The sequence below is a fragment of the Flavobacterium lipolyticum genome, from assembly GCF_020905335.1.
GTDB classification, from domain to species: Bacteria; Bacteroidota; Bacteroidia; order Flavobacteriales; family Flavobacteriaceae; genus Flavobacterium; species Flavobacterium lipolyticum.
Map to the genome: position 1 here is coordinate 1,077,265 of NZ_JAJJMN010000001.1, position 25,572 is coordinate 1,102,836.

Here is a 25,572-nt window from a genome sequence, read left to right on the forward strand (position 1 = left end):
CAAAAAACAATTGGTATTCTATTTGAAGAAATGAAAATCATCACATTAAACTAAAAAATAAAAAAATATGACAACAGGTAAAATTAATGTTTCGGTAGAAAACATCTTTCCCTTAATCAAAAAATTCTTATACAGCGATCACGAAATTTTCTTACGTGAGCTTGTTTCCAACGGAACTGACGCTACTTTAAAACTAAAACATCTTATTAGTATTGGCGAAGCTAAAGTAGAATACGGAAATCCGGTTATCGAAATCAAAGTAGACAAAGAAGGAAAAAAAATCCACATTATCGATCAGGGTCTTGGAATGACTGCTGACGAAGTGGAAAAATACATCAATCAGGTTGCTTTTTCAGGAGCTGAAGAATTCCTTGACAAATACAAAGATTCTGCTAAAGATTCAGGAATTATTGGTCACTTTGGTCTTGGTTTTTATTCCGCTTTTATGGTTGCAGAAAAAGTAGAAATCATTACAAAATCATACAAAGATGAACCTGCAGCTCACTGGACATGTGACGGTAGCCCTGAGTTTACCTTAGAACCTGCTGATAAAACTTCACGTGGTACTGAAATCATCCTGCACATTGCTGAAGATTCTCTTGAATTTTTAGAAGATTCAAAAATCAGTGGATTATTGAACAAGTACAACAAGTTTATGCCTGTGCCAATTAAATTTGGAACCAGAACAGAAACACTTCCAAAACCGGAAGATGCTCCTGAAGATTATGTCAATGAAACTGTTGAAATCGACAACATCATCAACAATCCAAATCCGGCATGGACGAAACAACCAACTGAATTATCTGACGAAGACTACAAAAACTTTTACAGAGAATTATATCCAATGCAGTTTGAGGAGCCGTTGTTCAACATTCACTTAAATGTAGACTACCCTTTTAACCTAACCGGAATTTTGTACTTCCCTAAGTTAGGTTCGGACATGCAGATTCAAAAAGACAAAATTCAATTGTACCAAAACCAGGTTTACGTTACAGATAATGTAGAAGGAATTGTACCTGAATTTTTAACGATGTTAAAAGGTGTTATTGATTCTCCGGATATTCCATTGAACGTTTCCCGTTCAGGATTACAAGCTGATGGCGCTGTTAAAAAGATCTCAAACTATATCACTCGTAAAGTAGCTGATAAACTAAAAGCTTTGTTCAATGAAAATCGTGCTGATTTTGAACAAAAATGGAACGACATTAAAATCGTTTTAGAATACGGAATGCTTTCTGAAGATAAATTCTACGAAAAAGCCGGTGCGTTTGTGTTGTACCCAACAGTTGATGATACCTACTTTACTCTGGAAGAATTAAAAGAAAAATTAAAAGAAAATCAAACTGACAAAGACGGAAAACTGATCGTCCTTTATGCCGGAAACAAAGATGCACAGCATTCTTATATTGAAACAGCAAAAGAAAAAGGATATGAAGTATTACTCTTAGATTCACCTATTATCTCACACTTAATTCAAAAAATTGAAAGTGACAATAGTGGTTTAACTTTTGTACGTGTAGACTCTGATCACATTGATAATTTAATCAAGAAAGAAGAAAACACCATTTCTAAATTGTCAGATGAAGAAAAAGAAACATTAAAAACATCTTTAGAAACTTACATCCCTAAAGCATACTCTGTACAACTGGAAGCAATGGACAGTCAGGCGGCTCCATTTATCATCACCCAACCTGAATTCATGCGAAGAATGAAAGAAATGAGTCAGTCAGGTGGTGGCGGAATGTTCGGAATGGGCAATATGCCGGAAATGTACAATTTGATTGTAAATACTAATTCAGACTTAGCGTCAAGCATCCTGAACACAGAAGACAAAACACATCAGGAACACTTGGTAAAACAAGCTTTAGACTTAGCAAAATTGTCACAAAACTTATTAAAAGGAGAAGCTTTAACCGCTTTCGTAAAAAGAAGTTTTGAAATGATTAAATAAAACTTTTAGCAATATAAGTTTTCAAAATTAGAATTTAAGCCCTGCAAGTAAACTTGCGGGGCTTTTTATTTTTAGAAAAACAAGCCTCAATTAAGCCCCACTGAATCCAAGCGGATTTTTTTATCGTATTTCATTTTTTTCGTTACATTTGATTGCCTTTTAATCTAATCAAAAAACAAAAACTACTATGAAAAAAACAGCATTTTTACTCCTAACCATTTGTACAACAGCACTAACACAACTTTCCTGCTCTGGCAATGATGACACAAAAAAACAACCTGAATCTGATGTCACGTCAGTTGGAGCTTCTCTTACCATCGATGCCATTAACGATATGGACATCAAAACCGGGTTAATCGTTACAACAAAAAACACTTCCTCAGCAAAACCAAACGAGACAACACCGGGAATCTGTGGCGCAATTACAATCACACAACAAAGCCCAACCTCTTATCCGAAAGTTTTCACAGTTGATTACGGAACCGGATGCACTGACAATCTGATCAACAGAAAAGGGAAATTAAAAATCACGCTTTCAGGACCGATAATTACTACCGGAAGTAAAATAACCATCGAAAGAATCGACTATTCTTTTAATGGCATAAAACTGGAAGGAACAATAGAATACACCAACACAACAACTGTGGCAACTGTACCACAATGGAGCCGAAAAGTGACCAACGGAAAGTTCACTGATTTAGAAGGCAGAGTTTACCTTAACTCAGGAAACTGGACTGTAAAACAAACTGCAGGTGTCGATACTCCTTATGTTCTGGAAGACAATACGTATGAAATGACTGAAGGAAACCACACCATCACCAGCTCAAACGGAGCCGTATTAACCTTAACCGTTCAGGAATCATTAATTAAAAAATATACTTGCGATTTTATTTCCAAAGGAAAACTAAAAGTTCAGGGCAATCTACTAAACGGAGTGGTTGATTATGGCAATAATGATTGCGACAAAAAATTCACTTACACAAACGAAAACGGAACTACATTTAATCTCTCCATGTAATACTCTTTATTCCTAAAAAGATCAAATCCCAATTTAGAAATAGATTGGGATTTATTTTTTGGCAAAATTTGAATGCCACCACAGTACATTCAAACTATTTTCTTTATTTTGCAGCAAAATCTAAAAAACCAATGAAAAAATCAATTATTGCTTTTGTTGCTCTTGCCCTATTGGCATCCTGCAGCAAAAAAGAATCAACTGACGGTTTGCACCTTACAGGAAACATAAAAGGATTAAAAAACGGAACTTTATATATTCAAAGAATCGTTGACACATCACTTGTTGCTATTGACAGCATTAAAATAGACGGAAATTCTGCATTTGAAACAAACATAAAACTGGAATCTCCTGAAATGTTATATTTATTCCTGGATCGCGGAGTAACCAATTCACTGGATAACAATGTTATGTTTTTCGCAGAACCTGGGAACATCAACATCGACACGAACCTTGATAATTTTATTTATGGTGCAAAAATTACCGGATCTAAAAATCAGGAATTGTACGATGAGTATAAAAAGATAAATTCCCGTTTTAATGAAGAAAGCCTTGCTATGGTAGAATCGAGATTTAAGGCTGTAAAAAGACAAGACCAGAAAGCCATTGACAGTATTAACACCAAACAGGAATCTAACATCAAAAGAAAGTATTTATACGCTACTAACTTTGCCCTAAACAACAAAGATCACGAAATCGCTCCTTACATTGCTTTAGCTGAGATTTACGATATCAATGTTAAGTTTTTGGACACGATTCAGAAATCAATGACACCAAAAGTAGCCAATTCATTATACGGTAAAAAACTAACAAAATACGTTTCCGACATCAAGAAAGAGCAACAAAAATAAAATCCAACAAAAATGTCCTGACTATTCAGGACATTTTTTTTATATCAAATTTCATCCCCCCTATCTTCCAAGCAGAGCACCCAAAATTCCAAATACAAATACAAGTCCGTATAAAGCAAGAATAGCCAGCATGAAAATACCGATGAATTTATAGTGTGATTTAAGATACCCCAGAGAACTGGTCAACAACTCTGAATCATTCTCTCTAAAAGCTCTCTTTGTATTTACAGCAAACTTGTACAAATAATAAACCGGAAAGAAATAGATCGCCGCAATAAAAACATAGACAAATCCCATTAACGCTCCAAAAGAGCCTCCAAGACCTCCCATTCCCGACATGCTATTTCCCATAGCCGAAAAAATAGTTCCTGCAAAAACGGCAATTAAAACCATCAACCCAATTCCTACGAATCCTAAAATAGACAGGAAATAAGCCCATTTGGCGGTTTCCTTTAAAAAGTCTTTAGCAGTTTGGTCAAGCTGCAATTCAAATTTTTCAAAAACTGATGTTTCTTCCATTATTAATATGTTTTTTGGTTAAGTAACAAACATAAGAAAAATAGCACTACAAACACCTCCATCAAAAATAGGTCAGATACAAAAAAGACAGCTTCCAGGGTATTTCGTTTAATTCCCAGCGAGTTTCGCACAGATTTCTTATAGACGCTTCCAATACTGCACCTGCATACTTTACACAAAACCTTGCTCTCTTTAGGGTTAGAAAAAAAAAGCCCACGGATTACACCAATTCGTTTCACAAAAACGTGGATCTCCACGGATTTTTATTCCAAAGAATACTACACCCGTGTACTTTGCGTAAAACGGATCAAGAACAAAACCTGGGGAGGAATGTCAAAATAAAATTAGAAATTTGTAATCTAAGAATTAGATATGACACCTATAGAGCTTTTAAAATTTATGCTTCCTGATTTTTTAATAGAATACTTTGAAGTAGTTTCTACCACTAACACAGAAGAAGTATTGCATCTGTATTTTGAAGAAAAAATAAAACCTCCACAAGAGTTTAATTCTTTTGAATTGATTTCTAAGGGGTTTCTTGATGAGATTACTATTCAGGATTTTCCATTAAGAGGTAAATTTGTGTATTTACACATCAAAAGACGCCGTTGGACTAATAAAACCAATGGAGAAATCATCAAAAGAGATTGGACTTTAGTTGCTAAAGGAACTCGCATGACTCAGGAGTTTGCGACTTTTTTAAAAGAAATTAATAGATAAGAGTGCCACAGATTGTCATACCATTGGAGGCTTTTTCGGGGTTAACGGAAAGAGACTCCAAAGACAATACAAAAAACATTTAAGCTCATTTAATACATGGGCTCCACGCGAACATGCGCACCAATGGATGATTTACCCTGAAAACATGGGCACTCATTTATCCATTGACGAGGTGGCTTTGTCTCAGGGGGAACTTTACACTATCCTGACCAACAAGAAATTCAAAGGCAAAAAAGGTTGCTTGGTAGCTATTGTTGCCGGAACTAAAGCAGACCAGGTTATAGAACACATCAGAAAGATTGATTACAAGAAAAGATCTTTTGTCAAAGAGATAACGCTCGATATGGCTAATTCCATGAAGCTAATCTCTAAGAAATGTTTTCCTAAAGCCATACAGGTTACAGATCGGTTCCATGTTCAAAAATTAGCGCTCGAAGCAGTACAAGAGATTAGAATCAAACATCGCTGGGAAGCTATGGACTTTGAGAATCAATCGATACTACAAGCCAAATTAGAAAACAAAACATACATTCCCCAGCTTTTACCTAACGGAGATTCTGTTAAACAGTTATTAGCCAGAAGCAGGTATCTACTTTATAAGTCTCGCGAAAAATGGACTCGGAGCCAAGAAGAAAGAGCACAAATGGTATTTGAACTATATCCTGACATTAAAACAGCTTACAATTTAAACCAACAGCTTCGAGGAATTTACAATAACTACAATGACAAACATATTGCCATGACCAAACTGGCACATTGGTATAGAAATGTAGAAGAATCAGGTTTTAAAAACTTTAATATTCTACTCAATACCATAACTATTAATTATCAGTCAATCTTAAACTATTTTGATAATAGAAGCACAAATGCTTCGGCAGAATCTTTCAATGCTAAAATAAAAGCTTTTAGAAGTCAATTTAGAGGAGTGAGCAATATAGATTTTTTCTTGTTCAGATTATCTAATCTTTTTGCTTAATCCCCAACTTTTGAACCTGATCCCGTAAAACCTTGCGCTCTTTGCGGTTAAAAAACCATATGCAGATTCATTTCACAAAAACTCGAATCTCTATTAATTTCACTTAAGAGCAAAAAAAAAACCACCACTAAAAAGTGATGGTTTCACGTTGAGCCGGCGGAGGGACTCGAACCCACGACCTGCTGATTACAAATCAGCTGCTCTAGCCAACTGAGCTACGCTGGCGACTCATTACGTTTGTAAATGTATAATGGATTTTAAATTTTCCAAAATAAATCTACTGCTTATTTCAATTAAAAACCACCACTCGCAGTGATGGTTTTGTGTTGAGCCGGCGGAGGGACTCGAACCCACGACCTGCTGATTACAAATCAGCTGCTCTAGCCAACTGAGCTACGCTGGCGTCTCATTACGGGTGCAAATATAAGTCGGTTTTTCGTTTTTCCAAAATAAATCTGCACTTTTTTATGCTTTTTTTTGCTTACAATTCGTTGATTTTAGCAATCAATTGATTAGCAGTTTCTTCCAATTCGATATTGATTTGCTTGAAGTGCGCTTTTTTGTTTTCAACATTCTTAGCGTTTACTTTTGTGATCAAAGTATCAAATGCAGCGATAGCCTGATCAACCAAAGCGTTCGTTTCAGGAGTAGGATTTCCTGTTGTTGACATTTCAAATAAGTAAATTGCCTCAATAATATCTCCTAATACGAAATTGATGTCTTTCTTTAAGTTTTTAACGTTTGCCATTTTTATTTTAATTTAAATTTGCGACTGCAAAAGTACATATAATCTTTTTATTACGCGCTATGAAATGTAAATTTCTAAAATTGAAGCATTTCCATTTAAAAGAAATGCATTTATCTCAGCTTGAAACGAATACCTTTTCTACTCTACAATACTAGCTCTTTAATCGTTTCCATTGCTTTCTGAATGTGTTTTGCCGCATTCATACTATCAAAAATCAGAATAACTACTCCATTCTTATCGATAATATAAGTAACTCTTCCCGGCAAAAGACCAAATAGTGTGTTACGCACCCCAAAAAGATGTCGTAATTTTTTATCCTGATCAGACAATAGTATAAAAGGCAATTGATGTTTGTTGGCAAATTTATGATGCGACTTTACAGTATCACTGCTTATACCAATAACTTCAGCGCCCAAGTCCTTGAAATCTTCGTATTGATCTCTAAAACTACAAGCTTCTGTCGTACATCCCGGTGTATTGTCTTTTGGGTAAAAATAAATCACGAGCGGCTTTCGTCCCAAAACACTTTGGCTTTCGAAAACTTCTCCATGATTATCTTTAGCAGTAAAATTCGGAACTATATCTCCTATTTTTAATGACATTTATTCTTCTCCTTTATAAGTTACAAAATTGCGGTCGGTTTCATTCAAAACAATTTCTAAATCGAAATCGGGTTGAATTCTCTTTTTAATTTTATTCCATATCACAACAGCAATATGCTCCGCTGTTGGATTCAAATCCTGAAATTCCGGAACATCCAGATTCAGGTTTTTGTGATCGAACGGAATCTCTACTTCTTCACGTATGATATCCGCTAATACTTTCACATCCAGAACAAAACCGGTTTCGGGGTCAATTTTTCCTGTAACACTTACTGTTAAACCATAATTATGACCATGAAAATTGGGGTTATTGCATTTTCCAAAAACGGCATCGTTCTTTTCAAATGTCCAATCTTTCCTGTACAATCGATGTGCAGCATTAAAATGTGCTTTTCTAGATATGGTTACTTTCATTTTGGTTGGTGGTTGGTTTAGTTTAAAGTTTATGGTCTTCTAAATAATGATAAAATTCATCAAATATTATTTTAAACCATACGGTATAAATTTCGGGCTGTTGTTGAATATCTTCTTTTACATCTTCTATTTTCATCCATTTCCAATCCTCCACTTCATCTGTATTGATCGCCGGATCATCATTAAAATATCCAATCATAACGTGATCGAGCTCGTGTTCTGTCAAGCCATTATCAAAAGGAGCTTTATAAATAAAGTGAAAGAGTTCCTTTAAATCTGTCTTAAACCCCATTTCCTCAAAAAGTCTCCTGCTTCCGGCCTGGACATTTGTCTCTCCTTCACGCTGATGACTACAGCATGTATTTGTCCAAAGTAAAGGTGAGTGATATTTTTGATGAGCACGTTGTTGTAACATTATTTCATTCTTATCATTTAAGACAAAAACCGAAAAAGCACGATGCAACATCGCTTTTTCATGTGCTTCCAATTTTGGCATTAAGCCAATTTGTTCATCCTGTTGGTTTACTAGTATTACGTTTTCTTCTATCATAGGGCTTATTGATCAAACAAAAATACGAAAAAAGAAATGGCTTGAAAATCCTGAAAGAGATTGTGAAAAGTTTAACGAGCTTAGAATCACACAAAAAACTAGCTATCAACAAAATACAAACCAATCAATCTTCAAAACTCTTTAAATACAAGCCTTAAAACTGAATTCCTTTGTTTTACGTAAATAATAAAAGTTAAAACATACTTAAAAAAATCTGAATTGTAAACTACGCGACATTTCCAGGCGAAATCTAGCCGTATCTTTGAAATACAGAATTAAAGCATTCCTAACAATGAAAACAAAAACTCAATTTCTCAGCCTTTGCTTTTTAATTCCGCTCTTTATACTACAAGCATGCGGGCAAAATGCAAAAAAACAAAATACAACAACGACGGCCATGGAAAACAAAATCAGCAAGCCCGGAAATCCTTATTATTCCAATACCGACACAACTAAACTCAACGTCAGCAATGCCGAATGGAAAAAAGTACTCCCTGAAGATGTTTATGCTGTAATGCGCGAAGCGGACACCGAAAGACCTTTCACCGGAAAATACTGGAAAACAGATGAAAAAGGAACTTATTATTGCGCTTCCTGCGGCAATAAACTTTTTCGCTCGGGAGCTAAATTTGCCAGCAGCTGCGGATGGCCCAGTTTCTTCGAACAAGACAACAAAAAAAGCGTTGTTTACAAAAATGACAACTCCCTTGGTATGGAAAGAATTGAAGCACTATGCGGACGTTGCAGCGGACACTTAGGTCATTTATTTGATGACGGACCTCCACCAACCGGAAAACGCTACTGCATGAATTCGATTGCACTTGACTTTATTCCCGATACTAAATAAAACTAAAAATGAAGAACTTATTCCTAATTAGTCTATTTGCATTGTCCATAAATGGATTTGCACAAAACAGCAAAACAAAAAGCTCCTCAAATCCGGAAACAATTACACTTGGAGGTGGCTGTTATTGGTGCGTTGAAGCCGTTTATGAAAATCTGGCAGGGGTAAAATCTGTAGTCTCCGGTTTTTCAGGAGGAAAAGTCGCTAATCCAACCTATGAAGAGGTTTGCACAGGAACAACGGGGCATGCCGAAGTAGTCCAGATTACTTACGATAAAAGCGTTACGGATATCAATGAAATTTTCAAAGTTTTCTTTACCGTTCACGATCCAACAACCTTAAACAGACAAGGGGCAGATGTTGGTACGCAATATCGATCTGTTATTTTTTACAAAAATGACGAACAAAAAAAGGCCGCAGAAAGTATTATTGCCGAACTGAACAAAGCAAAAGTCTACAGCAGCCCTATTGTAACAAAAATAGAACCCTTTAAAGTTTTTTACAAAGCTGAGGATTATCATCAAAATTATTATGCTAACAATAAGAACCAACCCTATTGTAAAATGGTCATTCAGCCCAAAATAGAAAAATTTGAAAAAGTTTTTAAAGACAAACTCAAAAAGAAATAATACTTGTTTATGAAGGTTAATACAAGTTGCCGTTCACTCTCGTGGACGGTTTTTTTATTACCTTTTCTCCCCAAAACACATCTTTAAGAACTCTTTTAAAACTGCAAACTAATTTTACCGTAATTTGTATTCTCAAAATAATGTAAAAATGAAAGCACTTACCTTTTCTTCTTTCGGAAATTCTGATGTTTTGGAATACATTGAAATTCCGAATCCACAATTAAAAAACGATGAGATTTTAGTCGAAATGAAAGCCATCGGATTAAACTTTGCCGATGTTTACAGACGAAAAGGGAACTATCATTTAAAAGGAACCCCTCCTTTTATTGCCGGTTACGAAGGTGCCGGAATTGTAACAGACCCTAACAATCATCCCGAATACAAAGTTGGTGATCGCGTAGCTTTCGCCGATGTTCCTTTTGCAAATGCAGAATTAGTCGCGGTAAACATCAACCACGTTTTACCTTTACCCGATACGATTTCTTTTGAAACTGCAGCAGCTGTTTTACTACAAGGTTTAACAGCGCATTACTTAGCAACCGACAGTCACAAAACCGTAAAAGATGAAACAGTATTGATTCACGCTGTAGCCGGGGGAGTTGGACAAATTCTAACACAAATCAGCAAACTTTTAGGCGCAAAAGTAATTGGCTTGACTTCATCTTCAGAAAAAGCAAAAGTAGCATTTGAACAAGGTGCTGATCATGTCTTCCTTTACAACGAAAACTGGAAATCGCAAGTCTTCGAAATGACTCCAAAAGGCGTCGATGTTGTTTATGACAGTATCGGAAGCACTTTAACTGAGAGTTTTGAAGTTACGAAAGAATGCGGACAAGTTGTTTTCTTCGGAATGGCAGGCGGTGATCCGGAACCGGTAGACCCGAGAATGTTAATGGACGGTTCTAAAACTTTAACCGGGGGAGATTTATGGAGCTATTTAAATTCCAAAGAAGAAAGAATCAAAAGAGCAATGCAATTGTTCCACTGGATTTCTGACAGAAAAATCAAACTTTCCGAACCAACTTCTTTCAAATTATCAGAAGGAAAACTAGCCCACGATTATCTCGAAAGCCGAAAAAGCACCGGAAAAATTATTCTGATTCCTTAATTTTTTTGCCACGAATTCACGAATCATTTAAAATAAAATTCGTGAATTCGTAGCATTTTTTTTAACGCAAACCCCTAAAGATTCCTCTTAAATCAACCTGTCAATTCCCATTTCGGTTATTTCGGACAATTCTAATAGTCGGGTTACATCCTTTTTGTTAGCTACAAAAAACAAATAACTATCACCTTGCGTATCGTAACTCATTAATTCTAAATCTTGTTTTGCCAATTCCTCTTGAATATACGGAAACAAATCATGACTGTACGTTTCTTCAGGATATTCAAAAGTAAAATCTTCACCAATCATTTCTGAGATGAAATATTCAGCATCTTCCGGATCAAATTTCCAGTCGCTGTGCCAGGAATTTATTCCTTCAAAAAAGTCGAATTCGTAATCATATTCTTCATCCTCTTCCTCCAATCCAAAGTTATCAAAAAGCGTCTGAGACTGATCTTTCAATAACTCTTCTTCCATATCTCCTCGAGAAAGCAATTGCAAAAACTCTCTAAAATACCCGACTGAAACCTCATCCGGCATTAAACTTTCGGCAGAAGGACGAATAACTGTTGGTGCCAACTCGATGCCCATGTATTCGCAAATTCCCTGAAGTACTGTTTTGAAATCGTTAAAACCTATTTCTTGCAGTTGATTCTTTGGCGCTTCGATATCAATTGGTTCGGCTTCCAAAAATCCTTTAGTATAGTCATAAAAATAACTGTTTGAATACAGCAGCCTAAAATCATTCGTCTCCATACTATTGGTACAACAAAAGAAGATAATAAAATTTTGCAAAACGTGCTTCAAATGTTTTTTCATCTCTAATGAAGGCTCCGAGTAAAACTCAATATGAAGATAATTGCAAACAGGTTCCTCCAGCATTTCATCATCAGAAAGTGGAGCAATATTCACCTTTTTATACAATTCGTTTAAAACTTCATGCGAATTTTTAAATCCGCTCTTTTTTACTTCAGCCCTGCCTTCTTCATGATCAAATGAATCCGGAAAAGAATACATCGTTGCAGAAACTGTGTCGTGAATTCCTTTCATTTTAAAATCCACTCGACTTGACTCATTTTGCAGATAAGTATAGATAGAATCCAGAACATCAAAAGAAACGATTGATTCCGGATTGTTATTTCTTCCAAAGAAGTTAGAAAAGAAGTTTTTCATAAAAAATACTATAGTATAAAGTTAAAAACAGGTTTTACAAACATACTACTTTTAACCCGTTGGGTGAATTACTTTTAACACATAGAAACATAGACACTATATCTATAAAAAAGGCGTTTCACTTTATTTAAATAGGCATAGCCTCTTATGTGAAAGAAATAAATTTCTTTTTTTGTTCTCTTTTTACACCTATCCCGATGCTTCGGGACTATTTGTTAAATCATTTTTTTGCTAATTATACCGAACGTGTTAAAACACATAAAAAACATTCTATTTTAAAGCCTCAGCAATCATTAAAGCGCATTTTTCTCCATCAATGGCTGCAGAAATAATACCTCCGGCATATCCGGCACCTTCTCCACACGGGTACAAGCCTTTAATTTGCAAATGCTCATAAGTCATAGGATCTCTAGGGATTCGAACTGGTGATGACGTGCGGCTTTCCGGAGCATGCAAAATTGCTTCATTGGTTAAATAACCGCGCATTGATTTTCCAAATTCTTTAAAGCCTTCACGTAAAATTTGCGACAAAAATCCTGGAAAAACCTGCCCCATCTCAACCGATGTTGTTCCGGGAACGTAAGAAGTTTTCGGAATATCAGCTGAAACTTTATTCTGCGTAAAGTCGATCATTCGCTGAGCAGGAACCTTTTGAGTCTGCCCTGCCAAATGCCATGCTTTTTGTTCGATACTTTTTTGAAATTCCATTCCGGCCAAAGCTCCAAACTTTGCAAAAGGCTTAAAATCTTCCAACTTTAATTCGATTACAATTCCTGAATTTGCCGTAACCTGATCTCGTTTCGAAGGTGACCAACCATTAGTAACCACCTCACCCGGGCTCGTTGCACAAGGTGCAATTACACCACCCGGACACATACAAAACGAATACATTCCGCGACCGTTGACCTGTTTTACAATAGAGTATGGTGCAGGAGGCAGATGCTCTCCTCGATAATCACAACTGTACTGAATACTGTCAATTAATTGCTGTGAATGTTCTGCACGAACTCCTAAAGCAAATGGTTTTGCTTCTATAAAAATTTTCTTTTTGTCTAATAACTCAAAAATATCACGTGCCGAATGTCCTGTCGCCAGGATTAATTTATTGGCCAAAATCTTGTCGCCGTTTTGAGTAACGACACCTTCAACTTCATTATTCTTTACCAAAATATCAGTAACGCGTGTATCAAATAAAACCTGACCACCAAACTCTATGATTTTATTTCGAATATCTTCAATAATTTTTGGCAATTTATTGGTTCCGATATGTGGATGCGCTTCTATCAAAATGTCTTCAGAAGCTCCAAAAGCAACAAGCAATTCTAAGATTCGGGTTACATCTCCACGCTTTTTAGAACGTGTGTATAATTTCCCATCTGAATAGGTTCCTGCTCCACCTTCACCAAAACAATAATTAGAATCTTCGTTAACGATATGTTCACGATTTATTGCTTTTAAATCACGACGACGTCCACGTACATCCTTTCCGCGCTCCAGTACAATTGGTTTTAAACCTAACTCTATTAATTGAAGTGCCGCAAAAAGCCCTGCCGGACCTGCTCCGACTACAATTACTTCCTGTGCAGACGAAACATCCTTATATACAGGCAATTCTATTTTAGTTTCCTGAAAAGGTTCGCCCTGCAAATAGATAATAACTTTTAAATTGATTTTGATCGCTTTTTGACGCGCATCAATAGATCGTTTCAAAATCGAAACGTATTGAATTTCTTTGGGAGAAACTTTTATTTGTTTAGACAAATGGTCTTTCAACAACAATTCGTTTGCTGCTATTTCCGGTGTTACCTGAAGTAAAAGTTCTCTTGGCATTGTATTTTATTTATTCAAATTAGCTTTTCTTTCTATGAAAAGAACATGCAAAAGTACTATTTTGAAATGAAAATACATCAATTGAAAATTTTATCTGAACTAGGATGATAACGTTCTTTCACATTGAGTGAAGTCAAAATGTAGCAAAGGTTCTCGACTTCGCTCGAACTGACAAGAGGTCTCGACTTCGCTCGAACTGACAAAGGGGGCTCGACTTCGCTCGAACGGACAAGGGTTCTCGACTTCGCTCGAACTGACAAAGGGTCTCGACTTCGCTTGGACCGACAAAGGGTCTCGACTTCGCTCGAACGGACAAGGGTTCTCGTCTTCGCTCGAACTGACAAAAGATCTCGACTTCGCTCGAACTGACAAGGGGTCTCGACTCCGCTTGGACTGATAAGGGGGCTCGACTTCGCTCGAACGGACAATAAGACAATTTCAAAGTGAAATTTCAAACTAACCTTTGTACCTTTGCCTCTTTGAAACTTTGCACCTATAAATAATGTCCAGAAAAATAAAACTAATTTGGGATTTCCGTGGGCCGGCTTCTGCTAAAACAGCTGAACATCATGAAATTCACTTAAAAGAATATATCGCCATCGAAAAACTTCCGTTGAACATTACGGGGTTTTCAATAATAAACGATATGCATGCGATCGCTTTTATGGTCGTTACCGATGAAAATATGATTCCCGTAAGAGATGCTTTGAAGCCGCATCGAGGGGAAGTATTTGAAGGGTAAATTCTAATTTTTGGGATGAAATTCCAATAAAAATAAATTCCAAATTCCAATTGCTTAACCAGCTTGGAATTTGGAATTTATATCTTGAGTTTTTTTTTTATTTTACAGCAATTAGAAATTAATTTTATAATCGCTAAATATATAGGTATCCTTTTTCTCTCCTGAAAGTTTTATGCTTTTAAATTCTACTACTTCATCATTCTTTATTTCATAACTATACACTTCTGGATTTTTTGCACTCGAAGACAATTCATAAAATTTTCCTTTTTCTGTCCACCATTTCCCTTTTTCAGTAAAAGTTTCTATTTGGCAATCCTCTTTTGTAGTAAACATAATCACATAGGTACCGTTTTCAAATCTTTGTTGTATCCAGTGCTTTTCTACGCCTTCAATCTGTTTTTCAACTTCAAAACCTTTCCAGACTCCAATTAATCTAGAATCTTGTTCTTTACTTCCTGTCGAAAAACTAAAAATTAACATCGCCAATAGCAGAAGACCAAGTGATGTAAATAAAAATGATGTTTTTTTCATATAATTAGTTTAGAGGGATTTCAATTGTTTTCATATAATCGTTTGAAAAAATAAACATAAAAGATTCCACTTTCTTATCGGCTTTGTAATCAGCTTCTTTTTGCTTTAAATATTTATTTTCTTTATTATTACTATTTGAGTTTTCAAGTGTCAATTTGTTTAAAACCTTATCACTTTCAACCGTGATTTCTTTAAATTCTTTTGCTTTTTGTTTGTATTCGTCAGTCTTTTTATAATATTTAAAATATTTCTTTTTAAAATCCACAAATTCTTCGGCGGTTAATTTTTTAGATTTTACGTTTACTCCATCTTTTAGTTCTATCAAAGTATAATTTTCAAATATAGAACTATATCCCATATGAACATACTGCAACATTTTTCCTGAAGGACAAATTAGAAGACCAGAATAAAATTTACATTCAAAATTTTTGTTTTCACCAAAAATAGCTTCATAAATAGAAGTCAAGAAAAAATCGCTTTCGCCCTTACTATTCTTCTTGTAATCCTTCTTATATATATTTTCAACAACCAGTTTTCCTTCTAAAAACTTAAAATAGGCGATATAACCTCTCCAATTTGCACTAGAGACGGTAGTTATTAAATTTTCAGGGATAGGATGTATCTTGAAATATTCTTCTAATGGATTTGACTGAATTCGCAATGTATCTTTATCAATAATCAAACAATCTGAAACCTGAGCAGTTGCAAACGATTTGGTAGATATCAATACGACAAAAATAAAAATAGCTTTTAAAAACTTCATAAAACAACCTAGTTTGCAACCTCACTAATAAACTTAATTCTCATCAAACGCAACTCATCAATATCATAGTCACCATCGAATTCTTTAAGAGCATCCTCGATTTTATCCGATTCCGATTCCATGAAATAATCATGAATTTCTTCCTGCTGATCGTCATCCAGCATGTCATCAACCCAGTATTTGATATTTAGCTTGGTACCCGAATAAACGATTTGTTCCATTTCTTTGATCAAAGCGTCCATCGAAAGTCCTTTTGCAGAAGCAATATCACTTAGCGGCAATTTTCTGTCGATGTTTTGAATGATATATAATTTATTAGCGGAGTTGACTCCTGTAGATTTGACTACTAAATCATCCGGGCGAATGATATCATTATCTTCAACATATCTGCTGATTAAAGAAACGAAATCACCACCATATTTTTTAGCTTTCCCCTCACCTACACCATGAATATTAAATAGCTCCGTTAAAGTGATTGGGTATTTCAGAGCCATATCTTCAAGTGAAGGGTCCTGAAAAACAACAAACGGAGGAACTCCTAATTTCTTAGCTACTTTTTTACGCAATTCGCGCAGCATGCCCATTAAGACTTCATCGGCTGTTCCTGACGATTTTCCTGCAGTTACAATTGCTTCATCTTCAGATTCACTGTATTCATGATCTTCAGACATCATAAATGAAACCGGTTTTTTAATGAAGTTCAAACCTTCTTTTGTGATTTTCACTACACCATAAGTTTCAATATCTTTTGACAGATAACCTGCTACCAAAACTTGTCGAAGCAAGGCCATCCAATATTTCTCATCGTGGTCAGAACCCGACCCAAAAAACGATTGGGCATCTGTTTTGTGTGCTTTGATTACAGCATTTACACGGCCAATTAAGGTAAACACAATTTCTTTTGACTTATAAATATGCTTGGTATCCCGAACAATTTCCAACAATTTAACAACCTGCTCTTTGGCTTCAATTCTTGTTTTAGGATTACGAACGTTGTCATCCATATCTGCGCCTTCTCCGGTCTCGCTGTCGAATTCTTCACCAAAATAATGCAATAGAAACTTTCTGCGTGACATTGAAGTTTCGGCATACGCTACTACTTCCTGCAAAAGAGCAAATCCAATCTCTTGTTCTGCTACTGGCTTCCCGGACATGAATTTCTCCAACTTCTCCACATCTTTATAGGAATAGTACGCCAGACAATGTCCCTCTCCTCCGTCACGACCAGCACGACCTGTTTCCTGATAATAACTCTCCAGTGATTTTGGAATATCATGATGAATTACAAACCGAACGTCCGGTTTGTCAATCCCCATTCCGAATGCAATAGTTGCCACAACCACATCAACATCTTCCATCAGAAACATATCCTGATGTTTGGCACGGGTTTTAGCATCTAAACCTGCATGATACGGCACAGCACTGATCCCGTTAACTTGTAAAACTTCGGCAATAGACTCTACTTTTTTACGGCTTAAGCAGTAAATAATTCCGGATTTGCCTTTATGTTGTTTAATAAATCGAATAATATCCGACTCTATATTTTTTGTTTTTGTTCGAACTTCGTAGTACAAGTTCGGTCTGTTGAACGACGCTTTGAAAGTATTTGCATCGGCCATTTCAAGATTTTTCAATATATCCTCCTGAACTTTTGGGGTTGCAGTGGCGGTAAGTCCAATAATGGGTACTTTTCCTAATTGTTTGATTATATTTTTCAGATTACGATATTCCGGCCTGAAATCATGACCCCACTCTGAAATACAGTGCGCTTCATCAATCGCTACAAAGGAAATGGATACGCTTTGTAAAAAAGCCACATACTCTTCTTTTGTCAACGATTCAGGCGCTACATACAAAAGTTTAGTCAAACCTGAAGTAATGTCTTTTTTAACCTGGGCAATTTCTGTTTTGGTGAGAGAGGAATTTAACACATGGGCAATTCCGTTTTCTGACGAAAGGCTTCGAATAGCATCAACCTGATTTTTCATCAAAGCAATCAAAGGAGAAACAACTATGGCCGTTCCATCCTGAATTAAAGCGGGTAATTGATAACAAAGAGACTTTCCACCGCCAGTTGGCATAATTACAAAAGTATTCTTCTTCTCTAAAATACTCGTAATGACTTGCTCCTGCAAGCCCTTAAATTGGCTAAAGCCGAAATACTTCTTTAATTCCTTGTGTATTTCAATTTCGTTTGAATTCATTCTTTATATTAATGGATATTTTGTATAAATTTGCAACACATAAAGATACAACTTTCTTTTATACATACAAATTTTAAATATTCTGTTTTGATCACAAAAGAAAATATATTGGCGATCGCCAAAAAAACCATACTATCTGAAAGTGAAGCAATTACAAAGCTAATTGATTTTCTGGACGAAAATTTCTACGAAGCTGTCCAGCGCATTTACGAAACTAAAGGCCGATTGATCGTTACAGGCATCGGAAAAAGCGCCATTATTGCTCAAAAAATGGTCGCTACTTTTAACTCAACCGGCACACCTTCTATGTTCCTACATGCCTCAGAAGCCATTCATGGTGATCTGGGAATGCTTCAAAATGAAGACATCGTAATCTGTATTTCAAAAAGCGGAAACAGTCCTGAAATAAAAGTGCTGGTTCCTCTGTTAAAACGTTTCGGAAACATCCTGATTGGAATGACAGGAAATGTAACTTCATTTTTAGCTAAAGGCTCTGACTATGTATTAGACACAACTGTAGAAACAGAAGCCTGCCCAATCAATCTGGCACCAACCAGCAGTACCACTGCTCAACTTGTTATGGGAGATGCCTTAGCAGTTTGTTTGATGGAAATGCGCGATTTTAAACCTGAAGATTTTGCGGTTTATCATCCTGGCGGAGCTTTAGGGAAAAAACTATTACTTCGTGTTAAAGACATGATTGAGCATTCGTTAAAACCAATGGTTACTCCTGATACCTCAATCAAAAAAGCGATTTTTGAGATCTCTGAAAAAAGACTGGGTGTAACTGCGGTAATTGAAAATGATAAAATTATCGGAATCATTACTGACGGAGACATCCGAAGAATGCTAAATGACGTAGATACTATTGCTGATTTAACTGCAAAAGATATTATGTCTAAAAATCCTAAAGTAGTGTCTTCTGAAACAATGGCGGTTGACGCTTTGAATATCTTAGAAGATTTTTCGATAACACAGCTTATTGTTGCTGACAATGGAGAGTACAAAGGCGTACTACATTTACATGACATTTTAAAAGAAGGAATCGTATAATGGCAAAAAAAAACCTTGGCGAGATGTCATTTCTGGATCATCTTGAAGAATTAAGATGGTTATTGGTTAGAAGTACAATTGCCACTATGATAATGGCATTTGTGACCTATTTTATAAGTGACTATTTATTTGATAAAATCATTCTTGGTCCAACCCGACCTACTTTTTTTACTTATGTTTGGTTCTGTGATTTATCACACCAACTAGGCTTTGCCGACAGCATCTGTATCACACAGCTGAATTTCATTATCCAAAATACAGAAATGGAAGGTCAGGTAAATATCTTTGTATGGATGTGTCTTTTAGCCGGTTTTATTTTGAGTTTCCCTTATATTTTATGGGAAATCTGGAAGTTTATCAGTCCTGCTTTATATGAAAAAGAGCGAAAAAATGCCAAAGTATTTATTTTCACCTCCTCCTTACTTTTCTTTTTAGGGGTACTGTTTGGATATTTCGTCGTGATCCCAATGTCAGTAAATTTCGTTGCCACTTTTTCTGTGAGTGATGTTGTAAAAAATCAATTCACATTAGACTCTTATATGGGAATGGTGAAAACAAGTATACTGGGAAGCGCTATCTTTTTTGAACTGCCAATTGCCATTTACTTTTTAACCAAATTAGGATTAGTAACCCCTGAATTCTTAAGAAAGTACTGGAAATACGCAGTCATTATCATCTTGATTATCGCGGCAATTGTAACACCTCCTGACGTAGTGAGTCAAACTATAGTAGCGATACCAATGTTGCTTATCTACGAAGTGAGCATCCTGATTTCTAAGATTGTTTATCGAAATAAAATGAAAGAAAATGTCTGATATCATAAAAGAATTTAATGATTACCGTTCTAAAATGAACGAAAAATTGCTGGCTGACAATAATAAAATTGTAAAAAGGATTTTCAATCTTGATACAAATGCTTATGCGCCCGGAGCTCTTGATGTTAAAACAAAAGAGCTTTTAGGATTAGTAGCCTCAGCCGTTTTGCGTTGTGATGATTGTGTAAAATACCATCTTGAAACCAGCCATAAAGAAGGCGTTACGAAAGAAGAAATGATGGAAGCTATGGGGATCGCAACTTTAGTGGGCGGAACCATCGTAATTCCACATTTGAGAAGAGCATACGAATTTTGGGAAGCTTTAGAAGAAGCTGAAACTAAATAATTGTTAATACGTTTATTTGTTGAATCGTTTATTTGTTAATTTGTAGCGAATAAACGATTCACACGTTTAAACGATTAAACTTAAAAAATGAAATTAAGAGCCGATAATTTAATAAAAACCTATAAAGGGCGCAGTGTTGTAAAAGGAATTTCTGTTGAAGTTAATCAAGGAGAAATTGTAGGTCTTTTGGGACCTAACGGTGCCGGAAAAACGACTTCGTTTTACATGATTGTAGGATTGGTTAAACCTAATTCAGGGAACATTTATCTGGACGATCTGAATATTACCGATTATCCTATGTACAAACGTGCTCAACAAGGAATTGGCTATTTAGCACAGGAAGCTTCTGTTTTTAGAAAATTAAGCATTGAAGACAATATTCTAAGTGTTTTACAATTGACTAAGCTATCAAAAGAAGCGCAGATCGCCAAAATGGAAAGTTTAATTGAAGAATTCAGCTTAGAACACATTCGTACCAACCGTGGAGATTTACTTTCAGGAGGAGAACGTCGTCGTACTGAGATTGCACGTGCTCTGGCAACCGATCCAAAATTCATTTTACTGGATGAACCTTTTGCAGGAGTTGACCCGGTTGCGGTTGAAGACATTCAGAGAATTGTAGCACAGTTGAAAAATAAAAACATCGGAATTTTAATTACCGACCACAACGTTCAGGAAACTTTAGCCATCACCGATAAAACATACTTAATGTTTGAAGGTGGAATTTTAAAAGCCGGAATTCCGGAAGAATTAGTGGAAGACGAAATGGTTCGTCGTGTTTATCTGGGACAAAATTTTGAACTTCGTAAAAAGAAACTTGAATTTTAAGAAGTTATATGTGAATGGTAAAAAGCGAAATGTAAATCACTTTTTACCATTTTTTTTTAAATTTTACAATTAGCATGAAATCAGAAGAACCGAAACCAACTCAGGAAGATTACGACAATTGGCATAAAGACCCAAGTAATTGGTATTTGGGCTGTTTTTACTACAACCCAAAAGACAAACGATTACTCCCTCCAAAAAGAATTCAATGGATGGGCTACACCATAAACTTCGCCAATCCTTACTCCGTTTTACTTTTATTGCCGCTATTAATAATGATCGTTTTAGTTTTATTGAAATAAACCACCACTAAGACTGAATTCTTACTCCACTGTTATAAACTGTAATTGCTCTAAATCACCGTTATAGATATTTACATCTACAGTGTGTTTAATTCCTGGCAAAGATGCTTTTTCGGTAAATTGCCAAAATAACCAATCGTCTTCAATTTTCTCTCTATAGAAATTATAGTTCGCAATCCAGAATAAATATTCTCCAAATTCTTCTTTCAGGAAATCACCATAATAACGCTCTCCGGTATAAATAATCGGACGCACCTGATAATGCGCTTCAACCTTATTCAACCAACGTTTTAATCCTTTCTTCAAACTGTCTAATGACTGATTTTTAGGTAATCTTTCGATATCTAAAACCGGAGGCAGATCCCCTTTTTGTAATTTTACTGTTTTAATAAACAAATCTGCCTGTTCTATCGAATTTTCGTTGGGACGGTAATAGTGATAAGCCCCTCGAATAATTTTATGTTTTTTCGCACCTAACCAATTGTGCATAAATTGTCGGTCTACTTTATTATTTCCTGCTGTAGCCCGGATAAAAACAAACTGAACCGGATATTTTTCTTCCAAAACCTCAACATCACTCCAATGCACGGTTCCCTGAAATTCAGAAACATCAATACCGATTACTTTTCCTTTGTGATTTTCCAGAACCTGAACATTTCTAACATCAGAAAGATGTTTTTCTACCGCATCCTCTTCCAGAACTTTATTTGATTTAAAGCCAAGATAATAAGCCAATCCATCACGATAATGATAAACTGTTGCGAAAAAAAGCAGTACTAAAAAAGAGTAAATAATAAAACGAAGTCCGCTCGCTAAAATCGACCTCTGAGGTTTCGATCTACGGGAGTTAGAAGTTCTTCGGGTAGTCGTTTTTCTTGCCATTCCAATAAAACTACTTTTTCAAAAAGATATTATTCACTATTGAAAGCAACACATAAATAATAATAATTAACGGAATGGCCATGTACTGTAACAACACCACCAAAACCAGAGAAATCAATAAAAATACAATTTGCAGAACATTATCCTTTACCGTAAACTTTTTAATCTTTAAGGCAAACAATGGAATTTCGGCATTTAAAATATAAGCGCTGCATAAAGTAATTCCCAAAAGAACCCAATGATTGGTTAACATTTCAAATATTATCAATGAATCCGAGAAATCGATAACCAATGGAAGGCTTAAAACAAAAAGCGCATTCGCCGGAGTTGGCAAACCTATAAACGAATCAGTCTGACGTGTATCAATATTAAAATTAGCCAATCGGTAACAAGAACCTAATGTTACAATAAATCCAAGAAAAGGAACGATTGTTAAGGCAACTTCATTGTTCGGGTCAGCACTTTTTAAGAACAAACTGTACATTACATAACCCGGAACAACACCACTGGTTACCATATCTGCTAACGAATCTAACTGCAATCCAAGCGGACTTGAAACTTTGAACAATCGGGCAAAAAAACCATCAAAAAAATCAAAAAAGATCCCTAAGGAAACCATGCAAAAAGCCATTAAAAAGTTATCTTGAGAAACAAAAACAACAGCAATACAGCCGCAGAACAAGTTGATTAATGTGATTAAATTAGGAATGTGTTTTTTAATGTTCATGATTTATATTTTTAACAAATGGTGAAGGGCAAATTTCGTATAAATAAGCGACATTAATAGCAAAAATTTCTATTAAAATTCTCGCCTTTCAAAAGCTTCATAAGCATTTTCTCATGAAAAATTTAAGTTTTACAATAATTTCAATTAGATGAGTAAAATATTATATTTTTGATAAAAATTAAAACAGACTCCGGTTTGCTAAAATATATCCGTTGAAGAAAATCTTTGTATTTGTATTATTGTGGAGTTGCACCTTACAGTATGCACAAACCGTTCGAAAATATTCGAATGAGTTTATGAATATTGGCGTTGATGCAGCCGCCTTAGGAATGTCGGGTGCTGTTGTCGCTTCTACAAATGATGTCAATTCCGTTTATTGGAATCCGGCTGGTCTTACTCATCTTGAGGATCATCAAATTTCGTTGATGCACGCCAATTACTTTGCCAATATTGCACAATACGACTACATTGGATATGCCAGTCCGATTGATGATAGAAGTGCCTGGGGAATTTCGATGATTCGTTTTGGAGTTGATGACATCATGGACACCACTCAATTGATCGACAATCAGGGAAATATAGATTACAACCGAATCAGACTGTTCTCTACTGCCGATTATGGTTTTACTTTTTCTTACGCGAGAAAATTACCTGTAGATGGTTTTCAGTATGGTGTAAATGCAAAAGTAATCAGAAGGGTTATTGGAAAATTTGCCAATTCCTGGGGCTTTGGCTTTGACTTTGGTCTTCAATTTGAAAGAAATGGATGGAACTTTGGTTTGATGCTTCGCGATATTACCACTACTTATAATGTTTGGAATATTGATGAAGAGGAATACAAGAAAATTGCCAATGCCATTCCGGGAGAAAACAACGAATTACCAGAAAGTACCGAAATTACTTTACCAAAAGCTCAACTGGGAGTTTCTAAAAAAATTGAGTTTCACGGCGATTACAGTCTTTTGGTAGCTACGAATTTAAACATGCGTTTCGAGCAAACCAATGATATTATTTCCTCAAAAGTCGTTAGTATAGATCCTGCTTTGGGGTTTGAGTTTGGTTATACTGATCTTGTATTTTTAAGAGCCGGAGCAGGAAATTTTCAAAATGTAACGCAGTTGGACAATACCGAAAAGTTAAATTTTCAACCAAACATTGGTCTTGGTTTTAAATACAAAGGCATTCAGGTCGATTATGCCCTGACTGATTTAGGAAATCAAAGTACCGCTTTATACTCTAATATTTTTTCATTAAAAGTAGATTTAGGTATCTTTAGATAATATTTGTTAACTCTTAAACTTCTTAAAATTTTAAATTATGAAAAATGTCCTTTTCAAAAAAACACTTTTTAGTTTACTATTATTATCAAGTTTTTTGGGTTACAGCCAAAATGTGCCCTTATCAAAAGAAGCTCAAATAAGTGTTATTACCTGCGGACTGGGTAATGAAAGCTACTCTTATTTTGGTCATACTGCCATTCGCGTCGCCGATCCGGCGAACACTATTGATGTTGTTTATAATTATGGTAATTTTGATTTTAGAACACCCAATTTTGTCGCTAAATTCGCAAAGGGCGATTTACAGTATTTTGTCAGCGTAAGATCGTTTCCTGAGTTTATAAACGATTATACTAACGAAAAAAGAAGTGTTTTCGAGCAGGAACTTTTCATCTCTCCAGATTTAAAACAAAAACTTTTTGACAATTTAAATGCAGCCGCATTCTCTGAAGAACGATATTATACCTATAAATTTATCGACAAAAACTGTACTTCGATGGTGGTAGATGTCATCAATAAATCTTTAAATGCAAATATTGTAACTAAAAAAGGAGATACGGCTGAAACCTACCGATCTATTCTGTTTCCTTACTTCAAAGATCATTTTTATGAGCAGCTGGGAACCAGTATTATTTTCGGAACAAAAGTAGACCAGGCAGGTACGAAAATCTTTTTACCCTTTGAATTAAAAAACAGTTTAGAAAAAACTACTTTTCAAAACCAGCCTTTAGTAAGTAAAAGCAAAACGCTGCTAAGTTTTGAAAAAGAGATTCCAAGCTCATGGTGGAATAATATTTACACTTACCTCCTGCTATTGGCTTTTGTAGTTTTGGCACACCATAAAGTGGTAGATAAAATATATCTTTTTATCTTATCGTTAATAGGAATCTTTTTTATTACGGTTGGTTTTTATTCCCTTCATCAGGAACTGGCAATGAACTATAATGTACTTTTATTAAGTCCGCTTTTATTGGTATTAATCCTCTTTTCGCTCTTAAAAAACAAAAGATGGTCGTATCGATTCGCAGTTCTACATTTACTTTTTTTGATCGTTTATACCATTTTCATGATCAACAAAGCACACTTCTTTATTGTTCTGCCCATGATCATAACTAGTGGATTTGTTTTGGTGAGAGTCGCTATTCGAAATAAAAAACGTATTCCTATTATTATCTAAT

28 protein-coding genes and 2 tRNA genes are annotated in these 25,572 nt (G+C 35.5%); 16 read left to right on the forward strand and 14 right to left on the reverse strand.

Going from position 1 to position 25,572, the window contains the following annotated elements; translation table 11 throughout:
• Window positions 1-67: 67 nt before the first annotated feature.
• From htpG to LNQ34_RS04780, 3 genes are all read left to right on the forward strand, one after another.
• On the forward strand, window positions 68-1,951 hold the full coding sequence (gene htpG, locus LNQ34_RS04770) for a molecular chaperone HtpG (RefSeq protein WP_229998829.1): 1,884 nt from the start codon (window positions 68-70) through the stop codon (window positions 1,949-1,951).
• Between the two features lie 187 nt (window positions 1,952-2,138).
• A complete protein-coding gene (locus LNQ34_RS04775; RefSeq protein WP_229998830.1) occupies window positions 2,139-2,969 on the forward strand; it encodes a hypothetical protein in 831 nt (276 codons plus the stop codon).
• Between the two features lie 131 nt (window positions 2,970-3,100).
• Window positions 3,101-3,817: a DUF4369 domain-containing protein gene (locus LNQ34_RS04780; protein WP_229998831.1), complete on the forward strand. Its 717-nt coding sequence runs from the start codon at window positions 3,101-3,103 to the stop codon at window positions 3,815-3,817.
• A gap of 60 nt (window positions 3,818-3,877) precedes the next feature.
• Here LNQ34_RS04780 and LNQ34_RS04785 read toward each other — a convergent pair whose 3' ends face one another.
• Complete coding sequence (locus LNQ34_RS04785) at window positions 3,878-4,336, reverse strand: hypothetical protein (RefSeq protein ID WP_202702469.1); 459 nt, start codon at window positions 4,334-4,336, stop codon at window positions 3,878-3,880.
• A 372-nt stretch (window positions 4,337-4,708) separates the two neighbouring features.
• Here LNQ34_RS04785 and LNQ34_RS04790 point away from each other — a divergent pair, with 372 nt between their 5' ends.
• Window positions 4,709-5,056 carry an ISAon1 family transposase N-terminal region protein gene (locus tag LNQ34_RS04790; protein WP_229998832.1) on the forward strand — a complete coding sequence of 116 codons (348 nt, stop codon included), beginning with the start codon at window positions 4,709-4,711 and terminating at the stop codon, window positions 5,054-5,056.
• A 22-nt stretch (window positions 5,057-5,078) separates the two neighbouring features.
• On the forward strand, window positions 5,079-6,032 hold the full coding sequence (locus tag LNQ34_RS04795; RefSeq protein WP_428979061.1) for an ISAon1 family transposase: 954 nt from the start codon (window positions 5,079-5,081) through the stop codon (window positions 6,030-6,032).
• A gap of 151 nt (window positions 6,033-6,183) precedes the next feature.
• Here the strand turns inward: LNQ34_RS04795 and LNQ34_RS04800 are convergent.
• The 6 genes from LNQ34_RS04800 to idi all read right to left on the reverse strand — a co-directional run bounded on the left by LNQ34_RS04800 (window position 6,184) and on the right by idi (window position 8,346).
• Window positions 6,184-6,257, reverse strand: a tRNA-Thr gene (locus LNQ34_RS04800).
• Window positions 6,258-6,361: 104 nt separating this feature from the next.
• Window positions 6,362-6,435: transfer RNA gene (locus LNQ34_RS04805), tRNA-Thr, on the reverse strand.
• A gap of 78 nt (window positions 6,436-6,513) precedes the next feature.
• A complete protein-coding gene (locus LNQ34_RS04810; protein ID WP_202702468.1) occupies window positions 6,514-6,780 on the reverse strand; it encodes a hypothetical protein in 267 nt (88 codons plus the stop codon).
• A gap of 143 nt (window positions 6,781-6,923) precedes the next feature.
• Entirely contained in the window at window positions 6,924-7,382 is a 459-nt protein-coding gene (locus LNQ34_RS04815) for a peroxiredoxin (protein ID WP_202702467.1), read from the reverse strand.
• Complete coding sequence (locus LNQ34_RS04820; protein ID WP_017494907.1) at window positions 7,383-7,796, reverse strand: 6-pyruvoyl trahydropterin synthase family protein; 414 nt, start codon at window positions 7,794-7,796, stop codon at window positions 7,383-7,385.
• A gap of 22 nt (window positions 7,797-7,818) precedes the next feature.
• Window positions 7,819-8,346: an isopentenyl-diphosphate Delta-isomerase gene (gene idi / locus LNQ34_RS04825; RefSeq protein WP_229998834.1), complete on the reverse strand. Its 528-nt coding sequence runs from the start codon at window positions 8,344-8,346 to the stop codon at window positions 7,819-7,821.
• A gap of 292 nt (window positions 8,347-8,638) precedes the next feature.
• Here idi and msrB point away from each other — a divergent pair, with 292 nt between their 5' ends.
• The 3 genes from msrB (at window position 8,639) to LNQ34_RS04840 (ending at window position 10,927) form a co-directional block, all read left to right on the forward strand.
• Window positions 8,639-9,193 carry a peptide-methionine (R)-S-oxide reductase MsrB gene (msrB, locus tag LNQ34_RS04830; RefSeq protein ID WP_229998835.1) on the forward strand — a complete coding sequence of 185 codons (555 nt, stop codon included), beginning with the start codon at window positions 8,639-8,641 and terminating at the stop codon, window positions 9,191-9,193.
• 8 nt (window positions 9,194-9,201) lie between these two features.
• Window positions 9,202-9,819, forward strand: coding sequence for a peptide-methionine (S)-S-oxide reductase MsrA (gene msrA, locus LNQ34_RS04835; RefSeq protein WP_229998836.1), 618 nt, complete (start codon window positions 9,202-9,204; stop codon window positions 9,817-9,819).
• Window positions 9,820-9,967: 148 nt separating this feature from the next.
• Complete coding sequence (locus LNQ34_RS04840) at window positions 9,968-10,927, forward strand: quinone oxidoreductase family protein (RefSeq protein WP_229998837.1); 960 nt, start codon at window positions 9,968-9,970, stop codon at window positions 10,925-10,927.
• 87 nt (window positions 10,928-11,014) lie between these two features.
• On the opposite strand, the gene LNQ34_RS04845 is transcribed toward LNQ34_RS04840, so the two are convergent.
• Both LNQ34_RS04845 and LNQ34_RS04850 read right to left on the reverse strand, forming a co-directional pair.
• A complete protein-coding gene (locus LNQ34_RS04845; RefSeq protein WP_229998838.1) occupies window positions 11,015-12,097 on the reverse strand; it encodes a DUF6630 family protein in 1,083 nt (360 codons plus the stop codon).
• A gap of 270 nt (window positions 12,098-12,367) precedes the next feature.
• Window positions 12,368-13,927 (reverse strand): NAD(P)/FAD-dependent oxidoreductase, encoded by a 1,560-nt coding sequence (locus LNQ34_RS04850; protein ID WP_229998839.1) that lies wholly within the window; start codon window positions 13,925-13,927, stop codon window positions 12,368-12,370.
• Window positions 13,928-14,429: 502 nt separating this feature from the next.
• Here LNQ34_RS04850 and LNQ34_RS04855 point away from each other — a divergent pair.
• Window positions 14,430-14,669: a hypothetical protein gene (locus LNQ34_RS04855; RefSeq protein WP_017494914.1), complete on the forward strand. Its 240-nt coding sequence runs from the start codon at window positions 14,430-14,432 to the stop codon at window positions 14,667-14,669.
• 111 nt (window positions 14,670-14,780) lie between these two features.
• Here the strand turns inward: LNQ34_RS04855 and LNQ34_RS04860 are convergent, their stop codons facing one another.
• From LNQ34_RS04860 to recQ, 3 genes are read right to left on the reverse strand one after another with little or no spacing between them, the layout of a single operon-like run.
• On the reverse strand, window positions 14,781-15,200 hold the full coding sequence (locus LNQ34_RS04860; RefSeq protein WP_229998840.1) for a hypothetical protein: 420 nt from the start codon (window positions 15,198-15,200) through the stop codon (window positions 14,781-14,783).
• Between the two features lie 4 nt (window positions 15,201-15,204).
• Complete coding sequence (locus LNQ34_RS04865; RefSeq protein WP_229998841.1) at window positions 15,205-15,963, reverse strand: hypothetical protein; 759 nt, start codon at window positions 15,961-15,963, stop codon at window positions 15,205-15,207.
• Window positions 15,964-15,971: 8 nt separating this feature from the next.
• Complete coding sequence (recQ, locus tag LNQ34_RS04870) at window positions 15,972-18,167, reverse strand: DNA helicase RecQ (RefSeq protein WP_202702458.1); 2,196 nt, start codon at window positions 18,165-18,167, stop codon at window positions 15,972-15,974.
• Between the two features lie 87 nt (window positions 18,168-18,254).
• On the opposite strand from recQ, the gene LNQ34_RS04875 reads away from it, so the two are divergent.
• From LNQ34_RS04875 to LNQ34_RS04895, 5 genes are all read left to right on the forward strand, one after another.
• Window positions 18,255-19,220 carry a KpsF/GutQ family sugar-phosphate isomerase gene (locus tag LNQ34_RS04875; protein ID WP_202702457.1) on the forward strand — a complete coding sequence of 322 codons (966 nt, stop codon included), beginning with the start codon at window positions 18,255-18,257 and terminating at the stop codon, window positions 19,218-19,220.
• The gene (gene tatC, locus LNQ34_RS04880) at window positions 19,220-20,035 is read left to right on the forward strand and encodes a twin-arginine translocase subunit TatC (protein ID WP_202702456.1); all 816 of its coding nucleotides are present in this window, start codon (window positions 19,220-19,222) and stop codon (window positions 20,033-20,035) included. The genes LNQ34_RS04875 and tatC overlap by 1 nt, the downstream gene beginning before the upstream one ends.
• Window positions 20,028-20,381 (forward strand): carboxymuconolactone decarboxylase family protein, encoded by a 354-nt coding sequence (locus LNQ34_RS04885; RefSeq protein WP_017494918.1) that lies wholly within the window; start codon window positions 20,028-20,030, stop codon window positions 20,379-20,381. Before tatC ends, LNQ34_RS04885 begins: the two co-directional genes overlap by 8 nt.
• Before the next feature lie 87 nt (window positions 20,382-20,468).
• Complete coding sequence (gene lptB, locus LNQ34_RS04890) at window positions 20,469-21,209, forward strand: LPS export ABC transporter ATP-binding protein (protein WP_202702454.1); 741 nt, start codon at window positions 20,469-20,471, stop codon at window positions 21,207-21,209.
• Window positions 21,210-21,283: 74 nt separating this feature from the next.
• Window positions 21,284-21,508, forward strand: coding sequence for a DUF5808 domain-containing protein (locus tag LNQ34_RS04895; RefSeq protein ID WP_202702453.1), 225 nt, complete (start codon window positions 21,284-21,286; stop codon window positions 21,506-21,508).
• Window positions 21,509-21,529: 21 nt separating this feature from the next.
• On the opposite strand, the gene LNQ34_RS04900 is transcribed toward LNQ34_RS04895, so the two are convergent.
• A complete protein-coding gene (locus LNQ34_RS04900) occupies window positions 21,530-22,390 on the reverse strand; it encodes a glycoside hydrolase family 25 protein (protein WP_202702452.1) in 861 nt (286 codons plus the stop codon).
• Window positions 22,391-22,400: 10 nt separating this feature from the next.
• Window positions 22,401-23,117, reverse strand: coding sequence for a CDP-alcohol phosphatidyltransferase family protein (locus LNQ34_RS04905; RefSeq protein ID WP_229998842.1), 717 nt, complete (start codon window positions 23,115-23,117; stop codon window positions 22,401-22,403).
• Between the two features lie 212 nt (window positions 23,118-23,329).
• Between LNQ34_RS04905 and LNQ34_RS04910 the strand changes: the two genes are divergently transcribed.
• Window positions 23,330-24,397 (forward strand): putative type IX sorting system protein PorV2, encoded by a 1,068-nt coding sequence (locus LNQ34_RS04910; protein ID WP_487312997.1) that lies wholly within the window; start codon window positions 23,330-23,332, stop codon window positions 24,395-24,397.
• A 37-nt stretch (window positions 24,398-24,434) separates the two neighbouring features.
• A complete protein-coding gene (locus LNQ34_RS04915) occupies window positions 24,435-25,571 on the forward strand; it encodes a lipoprotein N-acyltransferase Lnb domain-containing protein (protein WP_229998843.1) in 1,137 nt (378 codons plus the stop codon).
• The last annotated feature ends 1 nt before the right edge of the window (window position 25,572 follow it).